Source organism: Pseudomonas sp. zfem005, from assembly GCF_032621735.1.
GTDB classification, from domain to species: domain Bacteria; phylum Pseudomonadota; class Gammaproteobacteria; order Pseudomonadales; family Pseudomonadaceae; genus Metapseudomonas; species Metapseudomonas solani.
Window position 1 is genome coordinate 291069 of record NZ_JAVYJE010000003.1, and the last position, 24260, is coordinate 315328.

The window sequence follows — 24260 nt, forward strand, 5'->3', positions numbered from 1 at the left end:
CGGTGAGGACAGGAATTACAGCCCGCCTACAAAGCGGGCTTTTTTATGGCATCCATCTCCGAACGGAACGGCGAGGCACGTAGGGGCTTCGTGCAGGGATGGCGTGCTTCACAGGGCGTTCGGGGGAGGCGCGTGGCGAGTCGATCGGTCGCAGGCAAAACAGCCGATTTTATGTACACAATTTTGATTTATTTTGTTACCCAGCTTGTAAACAGGATGCTATATTCGCAAAACCTGACCCGCAGTTCAGTTTCCGAACGCGAGGCGGCCCGCGGGACGGCTGTAACCCGCAAGCCCACGACCTACAAAAACAACAGGCAGGCTTTGAACGATGAACGCATCCGCCCAGACCGGCACATCCGGCGCCGTCCGCCGCCCGGACCGCGACATGCCCACTGTCCTGCCCTCCCCGTTCACGACATTCCCCACCGCGGCCTTCCCCCACGAGGCCCGGCGCATATCGCACGACGCAGCCGAACAGCCCAGCGCTGAAGATCGCCCGTCGCCGCCCTGGAATCCGAAGACCGACCGCGTCGTCATGCCGAGCTGACGCCAGGACGGCCAACCCGGAATCCCTCCACGCCTCCAGCAAGACCGCCCTGCTCCGTCGGGCGGCTTCCTGCCGGCTGCGTAGAGGCCAACCTGAAGCCCTGAAAAATAAGGAAAACCGCATGAACCTGAAGCATCTGCCTCACTGCATCGCCCTTACCGCAGGCCTCCTGGCGGGAGGGCAGGCCATGGCCGACGGCCCGCTGCTCTGGCAGAACAACAGCGTCACCTACCTCTATGGCAAGGATTTCAAGGTCAACCCGGAAATCCAGCAGACCTTCACCTTCGAGCACGCCAGCGGCTGGACCTGGGGCGACCTGTTCATCTTCGCCGACCAGATCAACTACAACGGCAAGGCCGACGCCAATGCGGGCAACAACACCTACTACGGTGAAATCCAGCCGCGCCTGTCCTTCGGCAAGCTGTTCGATCAGAAGATCGCCTTCGGCCCGGTGACCGACGTACTGCTGGCCGCCACCTACGAGCGTGGCGAGAACCGCAACCAGAACTACCTGCTCGGCCCAGGCTTCGACCTGGCCATCCCCGGCTTCGATTTCTTCCAGCTGAACTTCTACTACCGCAAGCCCGACGGCATCACCAACAACCCCGCCGGCCAGTGGCAGGTCACCCCGGTGTGGTCGTACACCATTCCGGTGGGCAACTCCGACATCCTCATCGACGGCTTCATGGACTGGGTGTGGAACAACAAGGACGGCACCAGCAGCCGCCCGAACGACCTGCACGCCAACCTGCACTTCAACCCGCAGATCAAGTACGACCTGGGCAAGGCCATGAACCTCGGCGCCAAGCAGCTGTATGTCGGTTTCGAATACGACTACTGGACCAACAAGTACGCCATCGACAACGACAGCTTCCTCGGCGACGAGATTCTCGGCGGTACCGACCAGAACACCGCCAGCCTGCTGGTGAAAGTGCACTTCTGATCCTGCAGGCAGCATGAAAAAAGGGATGGCGCAAAACGCCATCCCTTTTTCTTTGGCGGCCGGGAAGCCACCGGGGCCCGCATCAGCTGGCCTTGGCCAGATTGCGCAGGGCCTTGATCTGGTCATGGTTGCGCTGCACGCCGAGCAGTTGCTTCTCGACGATGGAACGCGCGGGCGCCGGCAGCTCCTTGCCCAGTGCTTCCTTGTAGTGCTTCAGCGCCACGTCTTCGCCGCGCTCGCACTCGTTGAGAATCGCCGTGTCGTCCTTGCCGGTGACCAGCGCCTTGAGGTCGATCCAGCGACGGTGCACGGCACCCGCCACGCTGGAGGAGGTTTCCGGGTCACCGCCCATGGAACGGACCACCTGCTGCAGCTCGGCAGCGGCGCGTGCACATTCCTGGGAGCGCTGGGTGAAGGTGGCTTTCAACTGGGGATTCTTGATGTCCTCGGCGCATTCGAGAAACCCCTTTTCGCCATCCTTGCTGGTTTCGATCAGGTCGTTGAGAACGGAGATAGCCTTGTGGTTATCCATCGTGCTTTCCTCTTTTTCCGGTAGGGATTCCAGCCGAGTTTCTTCCTCAGCCACTCAGGAAAATGGACCGGACGGAATTTCCGATGGTTCAAGGTTTCGGCCACGAGGCAAGCCGGGGCGGTTCACCGCAAGCGCAGCGAGTCGGCGGGATACGGGCCGCCCCACGCGGAGCGGCCCGTTCGTCGATCAGGGTTTGGCGGGGGCGTCCTTGCTCTTCTGTCGCTTCAGGTAATCCACCTTCCACTGCTCCAGGCCCATGTACTCGGAATCGAGGTTGGCCTCGACGCGGTACTGCGCCTTGAGCGCGTCCACCTCGCCCTTGTGTTCGGCCAGGAAGCGGTTGAAGCGCTGGATCAGCTCGGGGTGACGGGAGCTGGAGAGCTGGAAGGTGCCACGGGTGTGCGGCAGCGAGGGGTCGAACACAAGGGCACCCGGGCGGGCACGGATGTTGTCCAGGTAATAGGTGGCGACCACCACGTTGAAATAGGCGCCGTCAGCCTGCTTCTTCAACGCCTGGCGGATCATCTGCCGCAGGTCGTTGCCCTGCACCAGCTGCACCTTGCCCTCGTCGATGCGCGACTGGTAGCCACGGGGCGTCCAACCCTGCACCATGGCCAGCCGCTGCAGGGTCTCGACGCCCTGCCCGACCCGCTGGGGCTCCACCAGCACGCCATCCACGTACCCCACCACCGGCTCGCTGTAGGCCATGGGTTTGCCGGCCTTGAGGTCGTCGGCCCATTCGGGGCTGTCCGGGTACTTCAGGTCCACCTCGCCCTTGAGCAGGCGCCCGGTGAGTTCGGTGACCGGCACTGCGCGGTAGCTCAGTTCGATGTGCTCGCTGCGGGCGAAAAGGTCCAGCACCTCGCGGGCGAAGCCGCGGTACTCGCCCTGCTCGTCGACCCAGTAGTGCGGCTGGAAGGACTGGCGCTCGACGCCCACCACATAGCTTTCCCCATGGGCGGCGCCCAGGGGCAACAGGCCGGCCAGCAGCCAACCCAGATACCGTGCTCTCAAGAGACTCTCCTTATGTCGAGGAACAGGGGCCGGCCGCGAGGCAAGCGCGGCCGGCGCACCATCACTCGCCCAGCACCAGCTGGTGGGCGAGGCGGTTGTGGCGCTCGATCACGCGCGGCAGGTCGACCGTCATCAACTGGCCGTCCTTCACCACCTGGCGGCCGTTGATCACGCTGTGGGAGACCTGGGCCGGGGCGCAGAACACCAGGGCCGCCAGCGGGTCGTGCAGGGCGCCGGCAAAGGCGATCTGCTTCAGGTCGAAGGCGACGAAGTCCGCCACCATGCCCGGCGCCAGGGCGCCGATGTCGTTGCGGTTGAGCACCTTGGCGCCGCCCAGGGTGGCGATCTCCAGGGCCTCGCGCGCGGTCATGGCATCAGGGCCGAAGCCGACGCGTTGCAGCAGCAGGGCCTGGCGCACCTCGCCGATCATGGTGGCGCCGTCGTTGGACGCCGAGCCGTCCACGCCCAGGCCGACCGGTACGCCGGCATCGCGCATGCGGCGGATCGGCGCGATGCCGGACGCCAGGCGCATGTTCGAGCAGGGGCAGTGGGCGACACCGGTGCCGGTGCGGGCGAACAGGTCGATGCCGTGCTGGTCGAGCTGCACGCAGTGGGCGTGCCACACGTCATGACCGACCCAACCCAGGTCCTCGGCGTACTCGGCCGGGGTCATGCCGAACTTCTCGCGGCTGTAGGCGATGTCGTTGACGTTCTCCGCCAGGTGGGTGTGCAGCGACACGCCGTACTGGCGCGCCAGCACCGCCGCCTCGCGCATCAGGTCGCGGCTCACCGAGAAGGGCGAGCACGGCGCCACCACCACCCGCAGCATCGAGCCGTGGGACGCGTCGTGGTAATCCTCGATCAGGCGCTGGGACTCCTTGAGGATGTCCGCCTCCTTCTCCACCACCGAATCCGGCGGCAGGCCGCCCTGGCTGCGGCCGACGCTCATGCTGCCGCGCGCGGCGTGGAAGCGCATGCCGATCTCCCCGGCGGCGTGGATGCTGTCATCCAGCTTGCAGCCGTTGGGGTAGATGTACAGGTGGTCGCTGGAGGTGGTGCAGCCGGAGAGGATAAGCTCGGCCATCGCCGTCTGGGTGGAGACCTGGATCATCTCCGGAGTCAGGCGCGCCCAGATCGGGTAGAGGTTGGTCAGCCAGTTGAACAACTCGCCGTCCTGGGCGGCCGGCACCACGCGGGTGAGGCTCTGATACATGTGGTGGTGGGTGTTGACCAGGCCGGGGATGACGATATGGCCCTTGAGGTCCAGCACCTCGTCGGCGGTCTGCGGCAGCTCGGCGCTGGGCCCCACCTGACGGATGATGTTGTCCTCGATGAACAGCCCGCCCTGCTTCAGCTCACGACGCTCGCCGTCCATCGTGACCAGCAGGTCAGCGTTCTTCACCAGCAATGTCTTGCCCATGCGTATTCTCCTCTGCCCTCAGGGGCGCTTTTGTTCTTGAAAAGGAATGCAGCAACGGATCGGGTTGCTGGGAGACGCCATGGCAAGGCGCTTCATCGACGATCAGTACGTTACGTACGGCGAGATGAAGCAACGCAGCCAGGGCTAAGCCCAGCCGCCCGATCAGCCGCCGGTGGTGCTCATGAAGCGGACGACTTGTACCTGGGAATCCGCCTCGAAATGGTGCCGCTCCGGCTTCAACCTCAAGGCATCCACCAGCGCTGCGCGGAGCCGATCGCTGTCACCGGGGTGGCGACGGATCAGGGCCTTGAGGTCCAGCGCACCTTCGTGGCCGAGGCACAGCACCAGCTTGCCTTCAGCGGTGACGCGCACGCGGTTGCAGTCGCCGCAGAAGTTGCGGCTGTGGGGGGAAATGAAACCGACCTGGGTATTGCTGCCGATCACCTGCCAGTAACGCGAGGGGCCACCGGTGCGATGGCTGCTGGGCAGCAGCTGGAAGCGCTGTTCGACCCGCTCGCGCACCTCTTCGGAGGTGCACAGGGTGACCTTGCGCTCGTGGCTGGAGATGCTGCCCAGGGGCATCTCCTCGATGAAGCTGATATCCAGATCGCGTTCGACGGCGAAGGCCACCAGGTCCTCCACCTCATCGTCATTGCGGCCCTTCTGCACCACGGTGTTGAGCTTGATGCGACGGAAGCCGGCCGCACGCGCGGCGTCGATGCCGGCCAGCACCTGGTCGAGGCTATCGCGACGGGTGAAGGCGGCGAAGCGCTCGCGCTGCAGGGAATCGAGGCTGATATTGAGGCGGGTAACGCCGGCGGCGCGCAGGTCCTGGGCCATGTGGGCGAGCTGCGAGCCGTTGCTGGTGATGGCCAGGTCATCCAGTTCGCTACGGGCGCCGAGCCGGGCCAGCAGGCCGGTCACGCCCTTGCGCACCAGCGGCTCGCCACCGGTCACGCGGATGCGCTTGACCCCGAGCCCGATGAAAGCATCGGCCACGGCGTAGAGTTCTTCGAGGCTGAGTATCTGCGCCCGCGGAGCGAAGACCATGTCTTCGCTCATGCAGTAGGTGCAACGGAAGTCGCAACGGTCGGTGACCGAGAGGCGCAGGTAGGTGATCCGGCGACCGAAGGGGTCGCGCAATGTGCTGTCTTGCATGGTGCAGCCTGCCGCAACACGCGCCGGTCAGGACCCCGGCGGCATGGACGGATGCGGAATAAAAACAGAAATCGCAAATCTTGTATACAGAAACCTTTCGCCCGGCCCCTGCAGCGCCCTACCCGCTTGCTTGAGAGGCCCGGGAGCCCGGTGCTACCATGCCCGACCGCCCGCCAGCCGACCCGTGACGGCACCGGCGAGTGCACAGAGGAGCAGATGTGAGCAGCATTCGCGAGCGCAATAAAGAGCTGATCCTGCGGGCAGCCAGTGAAGAGTTTGCCGACAAGGGTTTCGCCGCCACCAAGACCAGCGACATCGCAGCCAAGGCCGGCCTGCCAAAGCCCAACGTCTACTACTACTTCAAGTCCAAGGAGAACCTCTATCGCGAGGTGCTCGAAAGCATCGTCGAGCCGTTGCTGGCCGCCTCCCACCCGTTCAATGCGGGCGGGCACCCGGGTGATGTGCTCAAGGCCTACATCCGCTCGAAGATCCGCATCTCCCGCGAGCTGCCCTACGCCTCCAAGGTGTTCGCCAGCGAGATCATGCACGGCGCGCCGCACCTCTCCGCCGAGCAGACCGCCCACCTGAATGAGCAGGCCCGCCACAACATCGCCTGCATCCAGGGCTGGATCGACCAGGGGCTGATGGCCAGGATCGACCCCAGCCACCTGCTGTTCAGCATCTGGGCCGCGACCCAGACCTATGCCGACTTCGACTGGCAGATCTCCGTCGTCACCGGCAAGGCCAGCCTCAGCGATGCCGATTACGAAGCCGCCGCCGACACCATCATCCGCCTCGTGCTGAAAGGCTGCGAAGTGGAAGAGGTCCCCCAGGCGCAGAGCGCCTGAGGGGCTCCCCTCAGGCCTTGAAGGTGAGCACCGGGCTGAACCGGGCGATCACCGCCACCGTTTCCTCCTCCACCTGCGAACGCACCACGTCGCCGATCTCCTTATAGGCACCAGGCGCCTCCTCGATCAGCCGCTCCTCGCGGGTGGTGATGCACTGCACCCGCTCCAGTCCGAGAATGCCCGGGTCCTTGCGCCCCTTGAACAGGATCTCGCTGCGCGACATCGAGCGCCCCGCGCCGTGGCTGGCCGAACTCAGCCAGCGCTCGTTGCCGAGCCCGGTGAGCAGGTAGGAGTCATGGCCCATGCTGCCGGGGATGAGCAGGTCCTGCCCCGCATAGGCCGGCGTCGCGCCCTTGCGATGCACGTTGCCCACCGCCTCCTGCAGCACGATGTTGTGGGGAACATCCACCAGCAGCGGCGCTTCGGTGTCCGGCCCGAACAGCTCGCGGGTGCGCTGGCGCACCATCTCGGCGATCAGTGCCCGGTTGGCATCGGCGTAATGGGCCGCACTGTGCATGGCCAACAGGTATTGCCCGGCCATCTCGCCCACCAGGGCGAACACCCTGGACTCGGGGTGCTTCATTCCCTTGGGCCATAGTTCCCGGGCCTTGTCCATCCAGCGCCGGCCGACGTGGAAGCCGACGTCCCGCGAGCCGGTGTGAATCATCACCACCACCTGCCCCACTGACAGCCCGCGCTCGAAGCAGGCGCGCCGGTCCACCAGTTCGGTCACCACCTGCACCTCGACGAAGTGGTTGCCACCGCCGATGGTGCCCAACCCGGGGTCGCGCAGTACCGCGCGGCCCATGTTCTGCAGCGCCTCGGGTGCATAGGCCGCCTCGCCACGGGCGAAGGACGACGGGTGCAGCCCCGCCAGTTCACGCGTCACCTGCTCCAGGTCGAGCCGCGCCAGGAGCCCGTCGCGATCGGGGCGGCGCCCCACCGCACTCCAGAAGTCGCCGAGCCCGCCGGCGAACAGCGCGGTCATGTCGCGCGGCGCGGTAGGAATGTTGCGGGTGCCGCCCAGCAGGTCGCCACGCACCCGCTCCACCCATTCCGCCTTGCGTGCGAGGAAGGCGTCGTAGTGGATGCCCAGCCGATGCAGGCGCATGCCGCAGTTGATATCGGTACCGATGCTCTGGGGAATCACCATGTCGGGGCTGGTGACGATCACCGAGCCCACCGGGATGCCGGAGCCGGCGTGAAAGTCTGGCGTCGCGCAGGCGCAACGCACCTCACCGCCTTCGGGGTGAGACACACCGGCGAAATCCAGCAGCTGCAGCACCGCCTTTTCCTCGATGGGAAAGGATTCGGGCAACAGGATGCTGGCACCCAGGCCGGCGCTGTTCAGTGAGGAAACGGACAGGGTGTTGCCATTGACGCGGCTGATGGCCACGCCGGATCGGGCCAGCTTCTGCTGAACCCGCTTGAAGGGAGTCTTCTTCATGGAATGCTGCTTTTTCGACAGACGAAAAAAGACATCGCCGAATTGGCGATGTGGATGTCCGTCAGCAGCAGAAAGGGACGGCGCGGATGGTAGCGGCATCGCCGGGGCGATTCAACACCTGCGCCAGGGTGCCTCCCGCAGCCGGGAGGCACGGGAGGGGATCAGGCCGCCACGATGCCGGCATCGGCCTTCAGGCCCACCGACTCCACGCCGCTGATGGCGCACTGCTCGTCGATGTCGGAGGTGTCGCCGCTGATGCCGATGGCACCGATAACCTCGCCCGCCTGGTTGCGGATCAGCACGCCGCCCGGCGCCGGCACCAGGTTGCCGTCCGCCAGGTTGTTCACCGCACCGATGAAGGCCGGGCGCTGCTGAGCATCGGCGGCGATCAGGCGCGAGCCCTTGCCCAGGGCAACGGCGCCCCAGGCCTTGCCGATGGCGATCTGCGGGCGAAGCATGCTCGCGCCGTCTTCACGCTGCAGGGTGATCAGGTGGCCGCCGGCATCCAGCACGGCGATGGTCAGGGGGGCGGTGCGCAGCTCGCGACCGATGGCCAGTGCGCGGTTGGAGATGCTGACGGCGGTTTCCAGGGACAGGGTGCTCATCGTGAGGCTTCCTCAGGGGAGTGGTTGAAAGCATTGGCACGTCGCCGGGTGGTGCTGGCCTTCACGGAGCCGGGGGTACGAATGGCGGTGCTTTTCTCAACTATCTCACCGAACACAAAAAAATCAATCCAGATATACAATTAAAATGAATTTTGTATACAGTCATTTTGCCACCGTACCTATAAAGCTCTAGAAGCCGCATCAAACGGGCGTTTTAAAGAAACCCCAGCCTGCGACATTTCGCCCGACAAATCTCCTTGACCCTTGAGTCGGCAGCTGAATAGAATCCTGGCCAAGCACCTTGTATACAATTTTCACAAGAAAAGAGGCACAAAACATGGCCAAAATGAGAGCAATCGAGGCCGCCGTCCTGGTGATGCGCCGCGAAGGCATCGACACCGCGTTCGGCATCCCCGGCGCCGCCATCAACCCGCTTTACGCTGCACTGAACAAAATCGGCGGCATTGACCATGTACTGGCTCGTCACGTCGAAGGCGCCTCGCACATGGCCGAGGGCTACACCCGTACCAACCCGGGCAACATCGGCCTGTGCATCGGTACCTCCGGCCCCGCCGGCACCGACATGGTCACCGGCCTGTACTCGGCGTCGGCCGACTCCATCCCGATCCTCTGCATCACCGGCCAGGCTCCCCGTGCACGCCTGCACAAGGAAGACTTCCAGGCCGTCGACATCACCAACATCGTCAAGCCGGTGACCAAGTGGGCGACCACCGTCCTCGAGCCGGGCCAGGTTCCCTACGCCCTCCAGAAGGCCTTCTTCGAAATGCGCAGCGGCCGCCCCGGCCCCGTGCTGATCGACCTGCCCTTCGACGTGCAGATGGCCGAGATCGAGTTCGACATCGAGGCCTACCAACCGCTGGCAGTGAACAAGCCGTCCGCTTCCCGCATCCAGGCCGAGAAGGCCCTGGCCATGCTCAACGACGCCGAGCGCCCGCTGCTGGTCGCTGGTGGCGGCATCATCAACGCCGACGCCTCCGAGAAGCTGGTGGAGTTCGCCGAGCTGACCGGCGTGCCGGTGATCCCGACCCTGATGGGCTGGGGCACCATCCCCGACGACCACGCGCTGATGGCCGGCATGTGCGGCCTGCAGACCTCGCACCGCTACGGCAACGCCACGCTGCTGGAATCCGACCTGGTGTTCGGCATCGGCAACCGTTGGGCCAACCGCCACACCGGCTCCGTCGATGTCTACACCCAAGGCCGCCGCTTCATCCACGTCGATATCGAACCGACCCAGATCGGCCGCGTATTCACCCCGGACCTAGGCATCGTCTCCGACGCCGGTTCCGCGCTGGACGCTTTCCTGGAAGTCGCCCGCGAGTGGAAAGCCGCCGGCAGGCTGAAGGACCGCAACGCCTGGGCCGAATCCTGCCGCGAGCGCAAGCGCACCCTGCAGCGCAAGACCCACTTCGACAACGTGCCGGTCAAGCCCCAGCGCGTTTACGAAGAGATGAACGAGTTCTTCGGCAAGGACACCTGCTACGTCAGCACCATCGGCCTGTCGCAGATCGCCGGTGCCCAGTTCCTGCACGTGTACAAGCCGCGCCACTGGATCAACTGCGGCCAGGCCGGCCCGCTGGGCTGGACCATCCCCGCCGCCCTCGGCGTGGTCAAGGCCGACCCGGCTCGCCAAGTGGTCGCGCTGTCCGGTGACTATGACTTCCAGTTCATGATCGAAGAGCTGGCCGTGGGCGCGCAGTTCAACCTGCCCTACATCCACGTGCTGGTGAACAACTCCTACCTGGGCCTGATCCGCCAGGCGCAGCGTGGCTTCGAGATCGACTACTGCGTGCAGCTGTCCTTCGAGAACATCAACGCACCGGAACTCAACGGCTACGGCGTCGACCACGTCGCCGTGGTCGAGGGCCTGGGTTGCAAGGCGATCCGCGTGTTCGACGCCAACGAGCTGCAAGGTGCCTTCACCCAGGCCCGCAAGCTGATGGAAGAGTTCCGCGTACCGGTCGTGGTCGAGGTCATCCTGGAGCGTGTCACCAACATCTCCATGGGTACCGAGATCAACGCCGTCAACGAGTTCGAGGAACTGGCCCTGCGTGGCGCCGACGCCCCGACCGCCATCTCGATGCTGGACTGACGAGCAATGCCCCCTCTCCCGTTCGTGGCGGGAGGGGGACGTCTACCGAGGAGAATCTTCATGCCCCGTTTTGCCGCCAACCTGTCCATGCTGTTCACCGAAGTCGACTTCCTGGACCGCTTCGCCGCCGCTGCCGAAGCCGGTTTCACCGGTGTCGAATACCTCTTCCCCTATGACTTCCCGGCCGAAGAGATCAAGGCCCGCCTGGACGCCAACAAGCTGGAACAGGTGCTGTTCAACCTGCCCGCTGGCGATTGGGCCAAGGGTGAGCGCGGCATCGCCTGCCACCCCGACCGCGTCGAGGAATTCCGCGCCGGCGTGGACAAGGCCATCGCCTACGCCAAGGTGCTCGGCAACAAGCAGGTCAACTGCCTGGCCGGCATCCGCCCCCAGGGCCCGGACTGCGCCACCGTCGAGAAGACCTTCGTCGACAACCTGAAGTACGCCGCCGACAAGCTGGAAGCCGCCGGCCTGCGCCTGGTCATGGAAATGATCAACACCCGCGACATCCCGGGCTTCTACCTGAACACCACCCAACAAGCCCTGGCCATTCGCGAGAAGGTCGGCAGCGCCAACCTGTTCCTGCAGTACGACATCTACCACATGCAGATCATGGAAGGTGACCTGGCCCGCACCGTGGAAGGCAACCTCGCCGTGATCAACCACGTGCAGCTGGCCGACAACCCCGGCCGCAACGAGCCGGGCACCGGCGAGATCAACTACCGCTTCCTCTTCGAGCACCTGGACCGCATCGGCTACCAGGGCTGGGTCGGCTGTGAATACAAGCCCGCCACCACCACCGCCGCCGGCCTTGGCTGGCTGAAAACCCATAACGCCATCTAAGAAAAGAGGTAATCCACATGGCCAAGATCGGATTCATCGGCACCGGCATCATGGGCAAGCCCATGGCTCAGAACCTGCAGAAAGCCGGCCACACCCTGTTCTTCTCCGAGCACTTCGACAAGGCGCCCGCCGACCTGGTCGGTGACAACGGCGTCGCCCTGGCCAACCCGCGCGAAGTGGCCCAGGAAGCCGAATTCATCATCATCATGGTGCCGGACACCCCCCAGGTCGACGACGTGCTGTTCCGCAAGGACGGCGTGGTCGAAGGCGTTGGCGCCGGCAAAGTCGTGATCGACATGAGCTCCATCTCCCCGACCGCCACCAAGGCCTTCGCCGAGAAGGTCAAGGCCACCGGCGCTTCCTACCTGGATGCCCCGGTATCCGGCGGTGAAGTCGGCGCCAAGGCCGCGACCCTGAGCATCATGGTCGGTGGCTGCCCGAACGCCTTCGAACGTGCCCTGCCGCTGTTCCAGGCCATGGGCAAGAACATCACCCGCGTCGGTGGCAACGGTGATGGCCAGACCGCCAAGGTCGCCAACCAGATCATCGTCGCCCTGAACATCCAGGCCGTTGCCGAGGCCCTGCTGTTCGCCGCCAAGAACGGTGCCGACCCGGCCAAGGTCCGCGAAGCGCTGATGGGTGGTTTCGCCGGCTCGAAGATCCTCGAAGTGCACGGCGAGCGCATGATCAAAGGCACCTTCGACCCGGGCTTCCGCATCAGCCTGCACCAGAAGGACCTCAACCTGGCCCTGGCCGGCGCGCGCGAGCTGGGCCTGAACCTGCCCAACACCGCCAACGCCCAGCAGGTGTTCAGCACCTGCGCCGCCATCGGTGGCAGCAACTGGGACCACTCCGCGCTGGTGAAGGGCCTGGAGCACATGGCCAACTTCTCCATCCGCAAAGAGTAAGCCGCAACTTCGCCGGGCACCCGCCCGGCACCCCTTTCGACCTTCCTGGCTGGCGGAGTCACGGCCCAATGGCCAGGGAGGTCGATTCCAGTCCCGAGCCGCTGCACGCGGCGGCTGGGGACTGCAATCGCCATCGAAAGCACCACCAGAACAAGAATTCAGCGCCCCTCCGGAGTCTGTCATGTCCTTCGATCCGCAAAGCCTGCTGCGCGACCTCTTCGCCACCGCCATCGACGCCGCCCACCCCCGCCAGGTTCTGGCCGACCACCTGCCCGCCGACCGCAGCGGCCGCGTCATCGTCATCGGTGCCGGCAAGGCCGCAGCCGCCATGGCCGAGGTGATCGAGCAGGAATGGCAGGGCGAGATCTCCGGCCTGGTGGTGACCCGCTACGAGCACGGTGCCAACTGCCGCCGCATCGAAGTGGTCGAAGCCGCGCACCCGGTGCCGGATGCCGCCGGGCTGGAAACCGCACAGCGGGTGCTCAAGCTGGTCAGCGGCCTGTCCGAGAGCGACCGGGTGATCTTCCTCCTCTCCGGCGGCGGCTCCTCGTTGCTGGCGCTGCCCGCCGAAGGCATCAGCCTCAAGGACAAGCAGGCGATCAACAAGGCCCTGCTGAAATCCGGCGCCTCCATCTCCGAAATGAACTGCGTGCGCAAGCACCTCTCGGCGATCAAGGGCGGCCGCCTGGCCAAGGCCTGCTGGCCGGCCAGCGTCTACACCTACGCCATCTCCGATGTGCCCGGCGACGAAGCCACGGTGATCGCCTCCGGCCCCACCGTCGCCGACCCGACCACCTCGGCCGAAGCCCTGGCGATTCTCGCCCGCTACCAGATCGAGGTACCGGCCAACGTCCGCGCCTGGCTGCTGGACCCGCGCTCCGAGACCGTGAAGCCCGGTGACCCGGTGCTCTCGCGCAGCCACTTCCAGCTGATCGCCACGCCCCAGCAGTCCCTTGATGCCGCCGCCGAGAAGGTCCGCGCCGCCGGCCTCACGCCGATCATCCTCGGTGACCTGGAGGGCGAATCCCGCGAGGTGGCCAAGGTCCATGCCGGCATCGCCCGGCAGATCGTCCTCCACGGCCAGCCGATCAAGCCGCCCTGCGTGATCCTCTCCGGCGGCGAGACCACCGTCACCGTACGCGGCAACGGCCGCGGCGGGCGCAACGCCGAATTCCTGCTGAGCCTGACCAACACCCTCAAGGGCCTGCCCGGCGTCTACGCCCTGGCCGGCGACACCGACGGCATCGACGGCTCGGAAGACAACGCCGGCGCCATCATGACCCCGGCCAGCCATGCCCGCGCCGCCGAACTCGGCCTGTCCGCCAGCGACGAGCTCGACAACAACAACGGCTACGGCTACTTCGCCGCCCTGGACAGCCTGATCGTCACCGAGCCGACCCGCACCAACGTCAACGACTTCCGCGCCATCCTGATTCTCGAGAGCCCCGCACAATGACCGCCGACAAGAAAGTCAAAATCCTCGCCACCCTCGGCCCTGCCATCAAAGGCGTCGACGACATCCGCCAACTGGTGGAGGCCGGGGTCAACCTGTTCCGCCTCAACTTCAGCCACGGCGAGCACGCCGACCACGCCCAGCGCTACCAGTGGGTGCGCGAGGTCGAACGCCAGCTGTCCCGCCCCATCGGCATCCTCATGGACCTGCAAGGGCCGAAACTCCGCGTCGGCCGTTTCGCCGAAGGCAAGGTCCACCTCGAACGCGGCCAGGCCCTGCGCCTGGACCTGGACGCCACTCCGGGCGACGCCACCCGGGTCAACCTGCCCCACCCGGAAATCATCGAAGCCCTGCAGCCGGGCATGAACCTGCTGATGGACGACGGCCGCCTGCGCCTGCAGGTTACCGCCAAGCACGCCGATGCCATCGACACCCAGGTGATCGCCGGTGGCGAGCTGTCCGACCGCAAGGGCGTCAACGTCCCCGAAGCGGTGCTGCAGCTTTCCCCGCTGACGCCCAAGGACCGCCGCGACCTCGACTTCGGCCTGGAACTGGGCGTCGACTGGGTCGCCCTCTCCTTCGTCCAGCGCCCCGAGGACATCGTCGAAGCCCGCGGCCTGATCCAGGGCCGTGCCGCGCTGATGGCCAAGATCGAGAAACCCTCGGCCGTGCAGCACCTGGAAGAAATCGCCCGCCTGTGCGACGCCATCATGGTTGCCCGTGGCGACCTGGGCGTCGAAGTGCCGGCCGAGAACGTGCCGCGCATCCAGAAGGACATCATCCGCACCTGCCGCCAGCTTGGCCGCCCGGTGGTGGTCGCCACCCAGATGCTGGAATCCATGCGCTTCTCCCCGGCGCCGACCCGCGCCGAGGTGACGGACGTCGCCAACGCCGTGGCCGAAGGCACCGACGCGGTGATGCTCTCCGCCGAGACCGCTTCCGGTGACTACCCGCTGGAAACCGTGCAGATGATGAGCAAGATCATCCGCCAGGTGGAACAGGGCCCGGACTTCCAGTCCCAGCTCGATGTCAGCCGCCCGCAAGCCGAAGCCACCGCCTCGGATGCCATCAGCTGCGCCATCCGCCGCATCAGCAGCATCCTCCCGGTGGCAGCCCTGGTGAACTACACCGAGTCCGGCAGCTCCAGCCTGCGCGCCTCCCGCGAGCGCCCCAAGGCGCCGATCCTCAGCCTCACCCCGAGCCTGGAGACCGCACGCCGCCTGACCGTCGCCTGGGGCATCTACTCGGTGGTCAACCAGCGCCTGGACAAGGTCGAGGACGTCACCGGCACCGCACTGGAGATCGCCCGCGCCCAGGGCATGGCCCGCAGTGGCGACACCCTGGTGATCACCGCCGGCGTGCCCCTGGGCCAGCCGGGCACCACCAACATGCTGCGCATCGAGCACCTGGACTGATCCACGCACGGCCACGGCGCGCATAGACGCACCGGGCCGCCCTGCTTCGGCAGGTCGAATGCCACTCGCAGGCGCCACGTCCCCAGGGACGGGCGCCTTTTCCCTTTCAACCGGCCACTGCCATGCGACACCTTTCTCTGCCTTGTGATGCCCGTTCCTGGGCCAGCGCCCAGCTCAACGGTTTCAGCCAGATCTTCCTGCAGCGCCATCCCGGCTGCGGCATCCTCCTGCTCTGCGCCATCGCCATCGGCGCGCCGGACCTGCTCGGTGGTGCACTGCTCGGCGGCTTCGCCAGCTGGCTCACCGCCCTGCGCCGGAGCTACCCGCGTGACGACGTGGAGGCCGGCCTTTATGGCTACAACGGCGTGCTGCTGGGCATGCTGCTGTGCACGCGCTTCGCCTGGACGCTGCACCTGCCGCTGCTGATCATCTGCTGCGCCGGCCTTTCCACCCTGCTGCTGCACCGCCTGCTGCGCAACGCCCGGGAACGCGAGTGGCTGCCCGCCTTCACCAGCCCCTTCGTCGGCTTCGGCTGGGTGCTGCTGTGGCTGGCCCATGGGCTGCAGCTGACCGCCCTGCCAACCCCGCCGGCAGCCATTCTCGACGCCGATGCCGCCGGCCTGGCTCTCGCACTGCTGCGCGGCTTCGGCCAGGTGATCTTCCTCGCCGACCCGTTGGCCGGGGCCTGCGTGTTCCTCGGGTTGCTGCTGGCCTCCTGGCGGGTGGCGCTCTGGGCCCTGTTCGGCAGCGCGCTGTCATTGGCCCTCGGCCTCTGGCTCAGGCTGCCCACCGACGCCCTGCTGGCCGGGCTGTTCAGCCTCAACGGCGTGCTCATCGGCATCACCCTGGGCAAGCGCCTCGCCAGCCTGCCGGTGGTCGTCATCGGCGTCGCCCTCGGCGCACTGCTGCAACCGGGCTTCGCCGCCTTCCAGCTGCCCGCCATGACCGCACCCTTCATCCTCGCTTGCTGGCTGGTGATCGCCGGTGGTCGCCTGCTGCGCCAGAACGGCACCGGGCCACGCCCTACCCGCCTGCGCCACTGAGGGGCGGCGGGCGGCTTCGGCTCTGCTAAGGTTCGTCTCCTGAGGAGGACTCCATGGCCGAAGCAAACAGCAGGCGCGCGCGCCTGCACAGCATCATCTTCCAGGCCGATACCCCGGCCGGGCGGCGCTTCGACACCTGGCTCATCTGGCTGATCCTGGCCAGCCTGGTGATCGTGCTGCTGGACAGCGTCGAGCACATCCACACCCGTCATGCCGGGCTGCTGTCCGGCCTGGAATGGGTCATCACCGGCCTGTTCGCGGCGGAGTACCTGCTGCGCCTGTACAGCTCGCCGAAGCCGCTGCGCTATGCCTTCAGCTTCTTCGGCCTGGTGGACCTGCTGGCCATCATCCCCGGCGTGGTCGCGCTCTTCTACCCGGACGCCCAGTACCTGCTGATCATCCGTGCCCTGCGCCTGGTGCGGGTGTTCCGCATCTTCAAGCTGCGTCATTACCTGGTGCAGGCGAACTTCCTGGTCAGCGCGCTGCGCAGCAGCCGCCAGAAGATCGTGGTGTTCCTGCTCAGCGTCTCCACCCTGGTGGTGGTCTTCGGCGCGCTGATGTACGTGATCGAAGGGCCGGAGAACGGCTTCACCAGCATCCCCACCAGCATCTACTGGGCCGTGGTCACCCTGACCACGGTCGGTTTCGGCGACATCACCCCGAAAACGGCACTGGGCCAGGCGGTGGCGAGCCTGGTGATGATCACCGGCTACTCGATCATCGCCGTGCCCACGGGTATCTTCAGCGCCGAACTGGCCAATGCCATGCGCCAGGAGGGGCAGCTGGACCAGGAATGCCCCACCTGCCGCAAGCGCAGCCACGAATCCGCCGCGAGCTTCTGCAGCCGCTGCGGCAACCCGCTCTTCCCCCGAGGAGGCGAACATGAAGCAACTTGATCAGGCACGTTGGGACGCCCTCTGGCTACGCCTGGGTGCGCCGGCTCCCGAAGGCAGCTTCGAGCACCTGCAGGCGGCCTATGGCACGCCCCAGCGCCAGTACCACAGCACCACCCACATCGCCGCGTGCCTGGGCCATTTCGACGAGTGGAGCCACCTGGCCGACCACCCCGACCGGGTCGAGCTGGCGCTCTGGACCCATGACCTGGTGTACGACCCGCAGCGCCAGGACAACGAAGCCGCCAGCGCCGAGCAGACGGTCATCTGGCTGCTGGAAGCCGGGCTCGGCGACCATGGCGAAGCGCTGCGAGGGCTGATCCTCGCCACCCGCCACATGGAGCCGCCGCGCGCCGGGGATGCCGAGCTGGTGGTGGACCTGGACCTGTCGATCCTCGCCGCACCGCCCGCCCAGTACGACGCCTATGAAAAGGCCGTGCGCGCCGAGTACGAATGGGTGCCCGAGCCACTGTTCCGCGCAGCCCGCAGCAAGTTGCTGAAGCAGTTGCTGGACATGCCCCGCCTCTACCACAAGACACCGCTGGCGCAGCGCTGGGAGCAGCCGGCGCGCGCGAATCTGCTTGGCGCGCTGCAAGCATTGGCCTGAGAATAAGCAAATTCGTTTTCAGTATTTAAAAGAATATATGGCACACCGCTATATTCCCTTGCTCTCACTCCCTAGAAGGAACGATCCGTGAAACGTCTGTTCTCCGCTTCGCTGCTGGCAGCGGGCCTGGCATTGGCCAGCGCGGCCCAGGCCACCCCCACCCTGCTCAACGTCTCCTACGACGTGATGCGCGACTTCTACAAGGACTACAACACCGCCTTCCAGAAGCACTGGCAGCAGGAGAAAGGCGAGAACATCACCCTGCAGATGTCCCACGGCGGCTCCAGCAAGCAGGCCCGTGCGGTGATCGACGGGCTGCCCGCCGACGTCATCACCATGAACCAGGCCACCGACATCAACGCCCTGGCCGACAACGGCGGCCTGGTGCCGCAGAACTGGGCCGAGCGCCTGCCGAACAACAGTGCACCCTTCACCTCCGCCACCGTGTTCATCGTGCGCAAGGGCAACCCCAAGGGCCTGAAAGACTGGCCGGACCTGCTCAAGGACGGCGTGCAAGTCGTCGTGCCCAACCCCAAGACCTCGGGTAACGGCCGCTACACCTACCTCTCCGCCTGGGGCTACGTGCTGAAGAACGGCGGTGACGAGAACAAGGCCAAGGAATTCGTCGGCAAGCTGTTCAAGCAGGCCCCGGTCCTGGACACCGGTGGTCGCGCCGCCACCACCACCTTCATCCAGAACCAGATCGGCGACGTACTGGTGACCTTCGAGAACGAAGCCGAGATGATCGCCCGCGAGTTCGGCCGTGGCGGCTTCGAAGTGGTCTACCCGAGCGTCTCCGCCGAAGCCGAGCCGCCGGTGGCCGTGGTCGACAAGGTGGTGGACAAGAAAGGCACCCGCGAGGCCGCCGAGGCGTACCTCAAGTACCTGTGGAGCGACGAAGGCCAGACCATCGCCGGCAATAACTACCTGCGCCCGCGCAACCCGGAGATCCTCGCCAAGTTCGCTGATCGCTTCCCCAAGGTGGAGTTCCTCTCCGTGGAGAAGACCTTCGGCAACTGGCGTGACGTGCAGAAGACCCACTTCAACGACGGTGGCGTATTCGACCAGGTCTACACCGGCCAGTAAGGCAGGCGACAGACACGAAAACGGCGACCCTCGGGTCGCCGTTTTTCATTGCGGGTCAGGCTGGGGCGATCGGCATCACTGCCCGAAGGTGCTCGCCCACTCGCCGAACTTCATGCACAGGCCGAAGGTCATCACGTCGTCGGTATCGGCCAGGCAGTTCACCGCCAGGCGCGCGGTGCCACCCTTCGCGTAGTCGCTCGCGCAGGCCTTCTCGTTGCGTTTCATTTCCTTGTAGGCGGTGTCCATCTTGTACATGGCGTCATCCAGCTGCGCCTGGGTGGCGCGCTTCTGGCGCACCGCCTCACGGCCGATCTTCTGCGTCTCGGTGATCAAGGACGGCATGCGGCGGATGGCGGCGGCACACTGCACCATGCCCTTCTGGTGCAGCTGGCCGGGGTTCAGCTCTTCCTCGTCGTCCTCGAACATCTTGCGGGACGAGGTGCGCTGGACCTCAGAGTCATCCAGCCCCTGGATGGTGTTCACCTGCAGCTTCTGCTCGGTGACATTGCGGCTTTCAGGGGGCGGGGTGTCGGTGAAATGCACCTTCCCCTGCTCGTCGCGCCACTGGTAGACCTGGGCGAACGCGATGGAGGTGGTGAGAAGGGTCAGGAAGACCAAGGCAAGACGAGCGAACATCCTTGTGCTCCAAATAGCAGAACGCCAGCACAGTACACAAGGGGTAGAACGCTGTCCATGCGGCAGATGGGCAGTGGTCGGATGGCCATGACCGCGCGTCCGGGTGCGCGGTCATGGGCTCAGGGATGGCGACGCCCCAGGCCGGCGGGCACGCCGCTGGAGTCGGTCGGCTGCCAGGGGCCCGTGGGGCTGTTGGACCAGGTCCAGCCCTGGTTCCAGCGGTAGTAGGTGCGCTCGCGGTAATAGAGGTCCTGCTGGCCTTCGAGCACATAGACGCCCAGGGCCGTATCCCAGTAGCAGGCAGCGCCGGGCGGCGGTGCGTAGCGCGGGTGGGACTTCATCCGCGTGACCTTGGGCGGCAGCGGCTGGGAGGGCGTCACCGGCGGGCGGTTCTGCTGGCCGGGCGGCGGCAACTGCTGGGGCGTACCCGCGCTGCCGCCGTGATCAGGGGCCGGCGGTTGCAGGGAGCAACCGGCAAGGCCGAGGAGCAGGCAGACAAGGGAAAGTCGAAGGGTCGAATTCATGGCTGCGTGCTCGTCGGTCTGTGGATCAGGGCTGGTCCGGGCTGTCGATGGTCAGGCGCTGCTGCTCCTGTACAGCACTAGACAACGGCTCGCTGCGTCCGATCCATTCGCCTGCCTTGGCATTGCCCTCACGGGAGATGCGCGCCACCAGTTGCACCTGCGCGAAGTTGGAGATCTTCAGCTGGGGCATCATCGCGTCGGCATCACTGAGCAGCACCTCGGCCGGCAGTTCCTTCACCGTCAGGCGTTTCACCGCCAGCGGCATGGGCGGGCCTTCGGCGGCGCGGGCGAAGATGAACACCGCGTCGTCCGGCTGCACCTTGTCCTTTAGCGAAGCGGCCAGGTCCACACGGACCTTCAGCTGCGGCATGGATTTGGTGAAGGTCTCCGGCTCGGGCTGGGCTTCACCCTTCTCGGCGAGCTTCTCGCGGGCCCGGTCGATGCCGCCCTGCAGCGCCGCGCGGGACGGGTCGTCCTGCGGCAGCACGGCGATCAGGCGCTCCCAGTAGCCGATGGCGTCGGTGAAGCGGCCATCCTCGAAACCGGCGATGCCCAGCAGGCCAAGGCTGGTGACTTCGTTGGCGTCGGCCTTCAGGGCCTCCTCGGTCAGCGCCTGCACCTCGGGGGTGAAGCGCTTGTCGCTGGCGAAATACAGTGCCTGCGCCCATTGCCCCAGCAGCTCGGGCTGGCGGCCGGCGATCTCCACGGCACGCTCGTAGGCCTTGGCGGCATCGGCGACGCGCTGCTGGGCCATGTAGGTACGGCCGAGGAAGTACCAGCCCTCGGCGGAATCCGGCTGGGCCTTGACGACCTTCTCCAGGCGCGTGGTCATCTCTTCGATGGTCTGCGGCTGCTCGCGCATCTCGCGGGCCAGTTCCACCTTGTCGCTGGCGCCCCAGTGCAGGTACAGGCCGATGCCCAGCAGCGGCACCGCCAGCGCGGCGGCCAGCGGCAAGGCCTTGCCCAGGCGCGAGGTGCGACCCAGGTCGGCGCCTTCGGTGTCGGCCAGCAGCTCACGGGCGGCTTCGGCGCGGCCCGCTTCGAGTTGTGCTTCGGTCAGGGTGCCGGCGGCGCGCTGGCCCTGAAGTTCGGCCAGGCGCTCCTGGTACAGGGCGACGTTGAGTGCGGTGCGGTCCTCTTCGGCCTGGGCCTTGCGGCCACGCAGCACGGGGATCAGCAGGAATGCGAGCGCGACCAGCAGAAGCAGGCCGGCGGCGAGCCAGAAATCGATCATCAGTGGTTCTTGTCCTGAGTCTCTTGATTGAGCAGCGCATCCAGGCGGGCACGCTCATCGCTGGAAAGCAGTGCATCCTCCGGCGCGTTCTCCACGCGACGGCGACGCAGCACGATCACCCCGAGCACCAGCAGGCCACCCACCAGCAGGCCCGCCGGGCCGTACCAGAGCAGCAGGGTGCGGCCGTTGACCGGCGGCTTGTAGCGCACGAAGTCGCCATAGCGGGCCACCAGGAAGTCGACGATCTCGTCGTCACCCTTGCCCTCTTCCAGCATGCGGAAGATCTCGCGACGCAGGTCGGTGGCAATGGGGGCGTTGGAGTCGGCGATGTTCTGGTTCTGGCACTTGGGGCAACGCAGTTCTTCGGTGAGCACACGGAAGCGCTCGCGCTCGGCCTCGTTCTTGAACTCGTAGGTGTCGATGGCCGCGCGGGCCACGCCGGTGAGGGCGAGGCCAAGGGCCAGGGCAGCGATCAGGCGCTTCATTGGCCGGCCTCGTCGACCAGGGCCTGGTACAGCGGGGCCAGTTGCTCGCGCCAGACGACCTCGTCGATCACGCCGACGAACTTGTGGCGGATGATGCCGTTCTTGTCGATCAGGAAGGTCTCGGGGGCGCCATAGACGCCCAGGTCCAGCCCGAGGCTGCCCTTCTCGTCGCGGATGTCCAGCTGGTAGGGGTTATGGAACTCCTTCAGCCATTTCAGCGCAGCGGCGTTGTCGTCCTTGTAGTTGACGCCGTGGATCACCACGCCCATCTGCGACAGCTTGTTCAGCACCGGGTGCTCGACCCGGCAGGAAATGCACCAGGTGCCCCAGACGTTGACCAGCGCCGGCTTGCCCTTGAGGTCGGCCTCGGTGAGGGTGCGCGAGCCGTCCACGGACTGCAGCGAGAACGCGGGGAACGGCTTGTCGATCAGCGCCGAGGGCAGCTCGGCGGGGTCGAGAAACAGCCCGCGGTAGAGGAACACCGCCACACCCAGGAAGATCGCCAGGGGCAGCAACAGGATCAGGCGCTTCATGCTTGTGCTCCAGCCATGCCCAGCGCATCACGCACGCGGGTCTTCACCTTGACCCGGTAACGCGGGTCGAACGCCGCCAGCACCCCGCCGAGGCCCATCAGCAGGCCGCCGAACCAGATCCAGCGGACGAAGGGTTTGACGTGCACGCGCACGGCCCAGGCGCCATCGCCCAGGGGCTCGCCCAGGGCCACGTAGAGGTCGCGGGTGAGGCCGGCATCGATGCCGGCCTCGGTCATCATCGATTGCTGCACGGTGTACAGGCGCTTCTCCGGGTGCAGCACGGCGATCTCGCGGTCACCGTCGAGCACGCGCACGGTGCCCTTGTCGGAGGTGAAATTGGGGCCTTCGTGGTGGGCAGCGCCCTCGAACACGAAGCGGTAGCCGGCCAGCTCCATGGACTCGCCCGGCTCCAGGCGCAGGTCGCGCTCGGCACTGTACTGGCTGGAAAGCACCACACCCAGTGCACACACGGCGATGCCGAGGTGGGCCAGCTGCATGCCCCAATAACTGCGGGTCAGGCTGCGGGAGCCCTTGAGCAGGCCCTTGTGACGGGTCTTGTCGAGCAGGTCACGCACACCGGCCAGTACCACCCAGGCGGACAGGCAGCACACCGCCAGCACCGCCCAGTGGAAGTCGCCGTAGACGTACGCCGCCACCACGCCGAGCACCAGGCTGGCGAGCAGCACCGGGCCGAGCATGCCCAGCAGCCACTTCAGCGGGGTGTCCTTCCAGCGCACCAGCACGCCCACGGCCATCACCAGCATCAGCAGCGCCATCAGCGGCACGAACAGGGCATTGAAGTACGGCGGCCCCACCGACAGCTTGGCGCCGGAGATCGCGTCCAGCACCAGCGGGTAGAGGGTGCCGAGGAGGATCATCGAGGCGGCCACCACCAGCACCAGGTTGTTCACCAGCAGCAGGGTCTCGCGGGACCAGAGGGCGAAGCCCACCTGGCTCTTGACCACCGGCGCGCGGACGGCGAACAGGGTCAGCGAACCGCCCACCACCATCAGCAGGAAGATCAGGATGAACACCCCACGCTCCGGGTCCGACGCGAAGGCGTGCACCGAGGTGAGCACGCCGGAGCGAACCAGGAAGGTACCCAGCAGACTGAGGGAGAAGGCGGCGATGGCCAGCAGCACCGTCCAGCTCTTGAACACGCCGCGCTTCTCGGTCACCGCCAGGGAGTGGATCAGCGCGGTGCCCACCAGCCAGGGCATGAAGGAGGCGTTTTCCACCGGGTCCCAGAACCACCAGCCGCCCCAGCCGAGTTCGTAGTAGGCCCACCAGGAGCCCAGCACGATGCCGACGGTGAGGAAGGCCCAGGCGACGATGGTCCACGGGCGCGACCAGCGCGCCCAGGCGGCGTCGAGGCGACCGCCCAGCAGCGCGGCGATGGCGAAGGCGAAGGCCACCGAGAAGCCCACGTAGCCCATGTAGAGCATCGGCGGGTGGACGATCAGGCCGAAGTCCTGCAGCAGCGGGTTGAGGTCGTTGCCGTCGGCCGGCATGTTCGGCAGCAGGCGATTGAAGGGGTTGGAGGTGATGATCAGGAACGACAGGAAGCCGATGCTGATGATCCCCATCACCGCGAGCACGCGGGCCAGCATCACCTCCGGCAGTTGGCGGGAGAACACCGACACGGCGAAGGTCCAGCCGCCGAGGATCAGCGCCCAGAGCAGCAGCGAGCCCTCGTGGGCGCCCCATACGGCGCTGAACTTGTAGTACCAGGGCAGCGCGCTGTTGGAGTTGCTGGCCACATAGGAGACGGAGAAGTCGTCGACCATGAAGGCGTAGGTGAGGCAGCCGAAGGCGAAGGCGAGGAAGGCGAACTGCCCCCAGGCTGCTGGCTGGGCCAGGCTCATCCATTGGCGGTCGCCGCGCCAGGCGCCGATCAGCGGCAGAGTCGCCTGCACGGCGGCCATGCACAGGGCGAGGATCAGGGCCAGGTGGCCGAGTTCGGGAATCAT

Annotated in this window: 24 protein-coding genes; 12 read left to right on the forward strand and 12 right to left on the reverse strand. The window is 66.2% G+C overall.

Annotated elements, in window-relative coordinates:
* Positions 1–331: 331 nt before the first annotated feature.
* A complete protein-coding gene (locus RTW82_RS08110; RefSeq protein ID WP_184488879.1) occupies positions 332–550 on the forward strand; it encodes a hypothetical protein in 219 nt (72 codons plus the stop codon).
* 121 nt (positions 551–671) lie between these two features.
* The gene (locus RTW82_RS08115; RefSeq protein ID WP_410478769.1) at positions 672–1493 is read left to right on the forward strand and encodes an outer membrane protein OmpK; all 822 of its coding nucleotides are present in this window, start codon (positions 672–674) and stop codon (positions 1491–1493) included.
* A gap of 82 nt (positions 1494–1575) precedes the next feature.
* On the opposite strand, the gene RTW82_RS08120 is transcribed toward RTW82_RS08115, so the two are convergent.
* The 4 genes from RTW82_RS08120 to moaA all read right to left on the reverse strand — a co-directional run bounded on the left by RTW82_RS08120 (position 1576) and on the right by moaA (position 5617).
* Positions 1576–2025, reverse strand: a complete 450-nt coding sequence (locus tag RTW82_RS08120; protein WP_021220535.1) for a PA2169 family four-helix-bundle protein — start codon at positions 2023–2025, stop codon at positions 1576–1578.
* Positions 2026–2211: 186 nt separating this feature from the next.
* Positions 2212–3024, reverse strand: a complete 813-nt coding sequence (locus RTW82_RS08125) for a substrate-binding periplasmic protein (RefSeq protein WP_316924944.1) — start codon at positions 3022–3024, stop codon at positions 2212–2214.
* 76 nt (positions 3025–3100) lie between these two features.
* Positions 3101–4459 carry an 8-oxoguanine deaminase gene (locus RTW82_RS08130; protein WP_184488883.1) on the reverse strand — a complete coding sequence of 453 codons (1359 nt, stop codon included), beginning with the start codon at positions 4457–4459 and terminating at the stop codon, positions 3101–3103.
* 162 nt (positions 4460–4621) lie between these two features.
* Positions 4622–5617 carry a GTP 3',8-cyclase MoaA gene (moaA, locus tag RTW82_RS08135; protein ID WP_031288156.1) on the reverse strand — a complete coding sequence of 332 codons (996 nt, stop codon included), beginning with the start codon at positions 5615–5617 and terminating at the stop codon, positions 4622–4624.
* 218 nt (positions 5618–5835) lie between these two features.
* Here moaA and RTW82_RS08140 point away from each other — a divergent pair, with 218 nt between their 5' ends.
* Positions 5836–6465, forward strand: a complete 630-nt coding sequence (locus RTW82_RS08140) for a TetR/AcrR family transcriptional regulator (RefSeq protein WP_043245761.1) — start codon at positions 5836–5838, stop codon at positions 6463–6465.
* A 10-nt stretch (positions 6466–6475) separates the two neighbouring features.
* On the opposite strand, the gene RTW82_RS08145 is transcribed toward RTW82_RS08140, so the two are convergent.
* Together RTW82_RS08145 and RTW82_RS08150 are read right to left on the reverse strand one after the other, a co-directional pair.
* Positions 6476–7912: an RtcB family protein gene (locus RTW82_RS08145; RefSeq protein WP_316924795.1), complete on the reverse strand. Its 1437-nt coding sequence runs from the start codon at positions 7910–7912 to the stop codon at positions 6476–6478.
* 161 nt (positions 7913–8073) lie between these two features.
* Positions 8074–8517: a heme-binding protein gene (locus tag RTW82_RS08150; protein WP_316924796.1), complete on the reverse strand. Its 444-nt coding sequence runs from the start codon at positions 8515–8517 to the stop codon at positions 8074–8076.
* Between the two features lie 337 nt (positions 8518–8854).
* Here RTW82_RS08150 and gcl point away from each other — a divergent pair, with 337 nt between their 5' ends.
* From gcl to RTW82_RS08195, 9 genes are all read left to right on the forward strand, one after another.
* Positions 8855–10630: a glyoxylate carboligase gene (gene gcl / locus RTW82_RS08155; protein ID WP_316924797.1), complete on the forward strand. Its 1776-nt coding sequence runs from the start codon at positions 8855–8857 to the stop codon at positions 10628–10630.
* Between the two features lie 60 nt (positions 10631–10690).
* Positions 10691–11473 (forward strand): hydroxypyruvate isomerase, encoded by a 783-nt coding sequence (gene hyi / locus RTW82_RS08160; protein ID WP_263402078.1) that lies wholly within the window; start codon positions 10691–10693, stop codon positions 11471–11473.
* 17 nt (positions 11474–11490) lie between these two features.
* Positions 11491–12381: a 2-hydroxy-3-oxopropionate reductase gene (locus RTW82_RS08165; protein ID WP_316924798.1), complete on the forward strand. Its 891-nt coding sequence runs from the start codon at positions 11491–11493 to the stop codon at positions 12379–12381.
* Positions 12382–12562: 181 nt separating this feature from the next.
* Positions 12563–13837: a glycerate kinase gene (locus RTW82_RS08170; protein WP_271660688.1), complete on the forward strand. Its 1275-nt coding sequence runs from the start codon at positions 12563–12565 to the stop codon at positions 13835–13837.
* Positions 13834–15249 (forward strand): pyruvate kinase, encoded by a 1416-nt coding sequence (gene pyk / locus RTW82_RS08175; RefSeq protein ID WP_316924799.1) that lies wholly within the window; start codon positions 13834–13836, stop codon positions 15247–15249. Before RTW82_RS08170 ends, pyk begins: the two co-directional genes overlap by 4 nt.
* Before the next feature lie 122 nt (positions 15250–15371).
* Positions 15372–16292, forward strand: coding sequence for an urea transporter (locus RTW82_RS08180; protein ID WP_316924800.1), 921 nt, complete (start codon positions 15372–15374; stop codon positions 16290–16292).
* A 53-nt stretch (positions 16293–16345) separates the two neighbouring features.
* On the forward strand, positions 16346–17188 hold the full coding sequence (locus RTW82_RS08185) for an ion transporter (protein WP_184488897.1): 843 nt from the start codon (positions 16346–16348) through the stop codon (positions 17186–17188).
* Positions 17175–17792, forward strand: coding sequence for a hypothetical protein (locus tag RTW82_RS08190; protein ID WP_316924801.1), 618 nt, complete (start codon positions 17175–17177; stop codon positions 17790–17792). The genes RTW82_RS08185 and RTW82_RS08190 overlap by 14 nt, the downstream gene beginning before the upstream one ends.
* Positions 17793–17879: 87 nt before the next feature.
* Positions 17880–18878: a sulfate ABC transporter substrate-binding protein gene (locus RTW82_RS08195; RefSeq protein WP_316924802.1), complete on the forward strand. Its 999-nt coding sequence runs from the start codon at positions 17880–17882 to the stop codon at positions 18876–18878.
* Positions 18879–18953: 75 nt separating this feature from the next.
* Here RTW82_RS08195 and RTW82_RS08200 read toward each other — a convergent pair whose 3' ends face one another.
* The 6 genes from RTW82_RS08200 to RTW82_RS08225 form a co-directional block, all read right to left on the reverse strand.
* Positions 18954–19514 carry a DUF4124 domain-containing protein gene (locus tag RTW82_RS08200; protein WP_316924803.1) on the reverse strand — a complete coding sequence of 187 codons (561 nt, stop codon included), beginning with the start codon at positions 19512–19514 and terminating at the stop codon, positions 18954–18956.
* A 119-nt stretch (positions 19515–19633) separates the two neighbouring features.
* Positions 19634–20038: a hypothetical protein gene (locus RTW82_RS08205; RefSeq protein ID WP_316924804.1), complete on the reverse strand. Its 405-nt coding sequence runs from the start codon at positions 20036–20038 to the stop codon at positions 19634–19636.
* A gap of 25 nt (positions 20039–20063) precedes the next feature.
* On the reverse strand, positions 20064–21272 hold the full coding sequence (ccmI, locus tag RTW82_RS08210) for a c-type cytochrome biogenesis protein CcmI (RefSeq protein WP_316924805.1): 1209 nt from the start codon (positions 21270–21272) through the stop codon (positions 20064–20066).
* Positions 21272–21757 (reverse strand): cytochrome c-type biogenesis protein, encoded by a 486-nt coding sequence (locus RTW82_RS08215; RefSeq protein ID WP_316924806.1) that lies wholly within the window; start codon positions 21755–21757, stop codon positions 21272–21274. The genes ccmI and RTW82_RS08215 overlap by 1 nt, the downstream gene beginning before the upstream one ends.
* On the reverse strand, positions 21754–22290 hold the full coding sequence (locus RTW82_RS08220) for a DsbE family thiol:disulfide interchange protein (protein ID WP_184488909.1): 537 nt from the start codon (positions 22288–22290) through the stop codon (positions 21754–21756). The genes RTW82_RS08215 and RTW82_RS08220 overlap by 4 nt, the downstream gene beginning before the upstream one ends.
* On the reverse strand, positions 22287–24260 hold the full coding sequence (locus RTW82_RS08225; protein ID WP_021220557.1) for a heme lyase CcmF/NrfE family subunit: 1974 nt from the start codon (positions 24258–24260) through the stop codon (positions 22287–22289). Before RTW82_RS08225 ends, RTW82_RS08220 begins: the two co-directional genes overlap by 4 nt.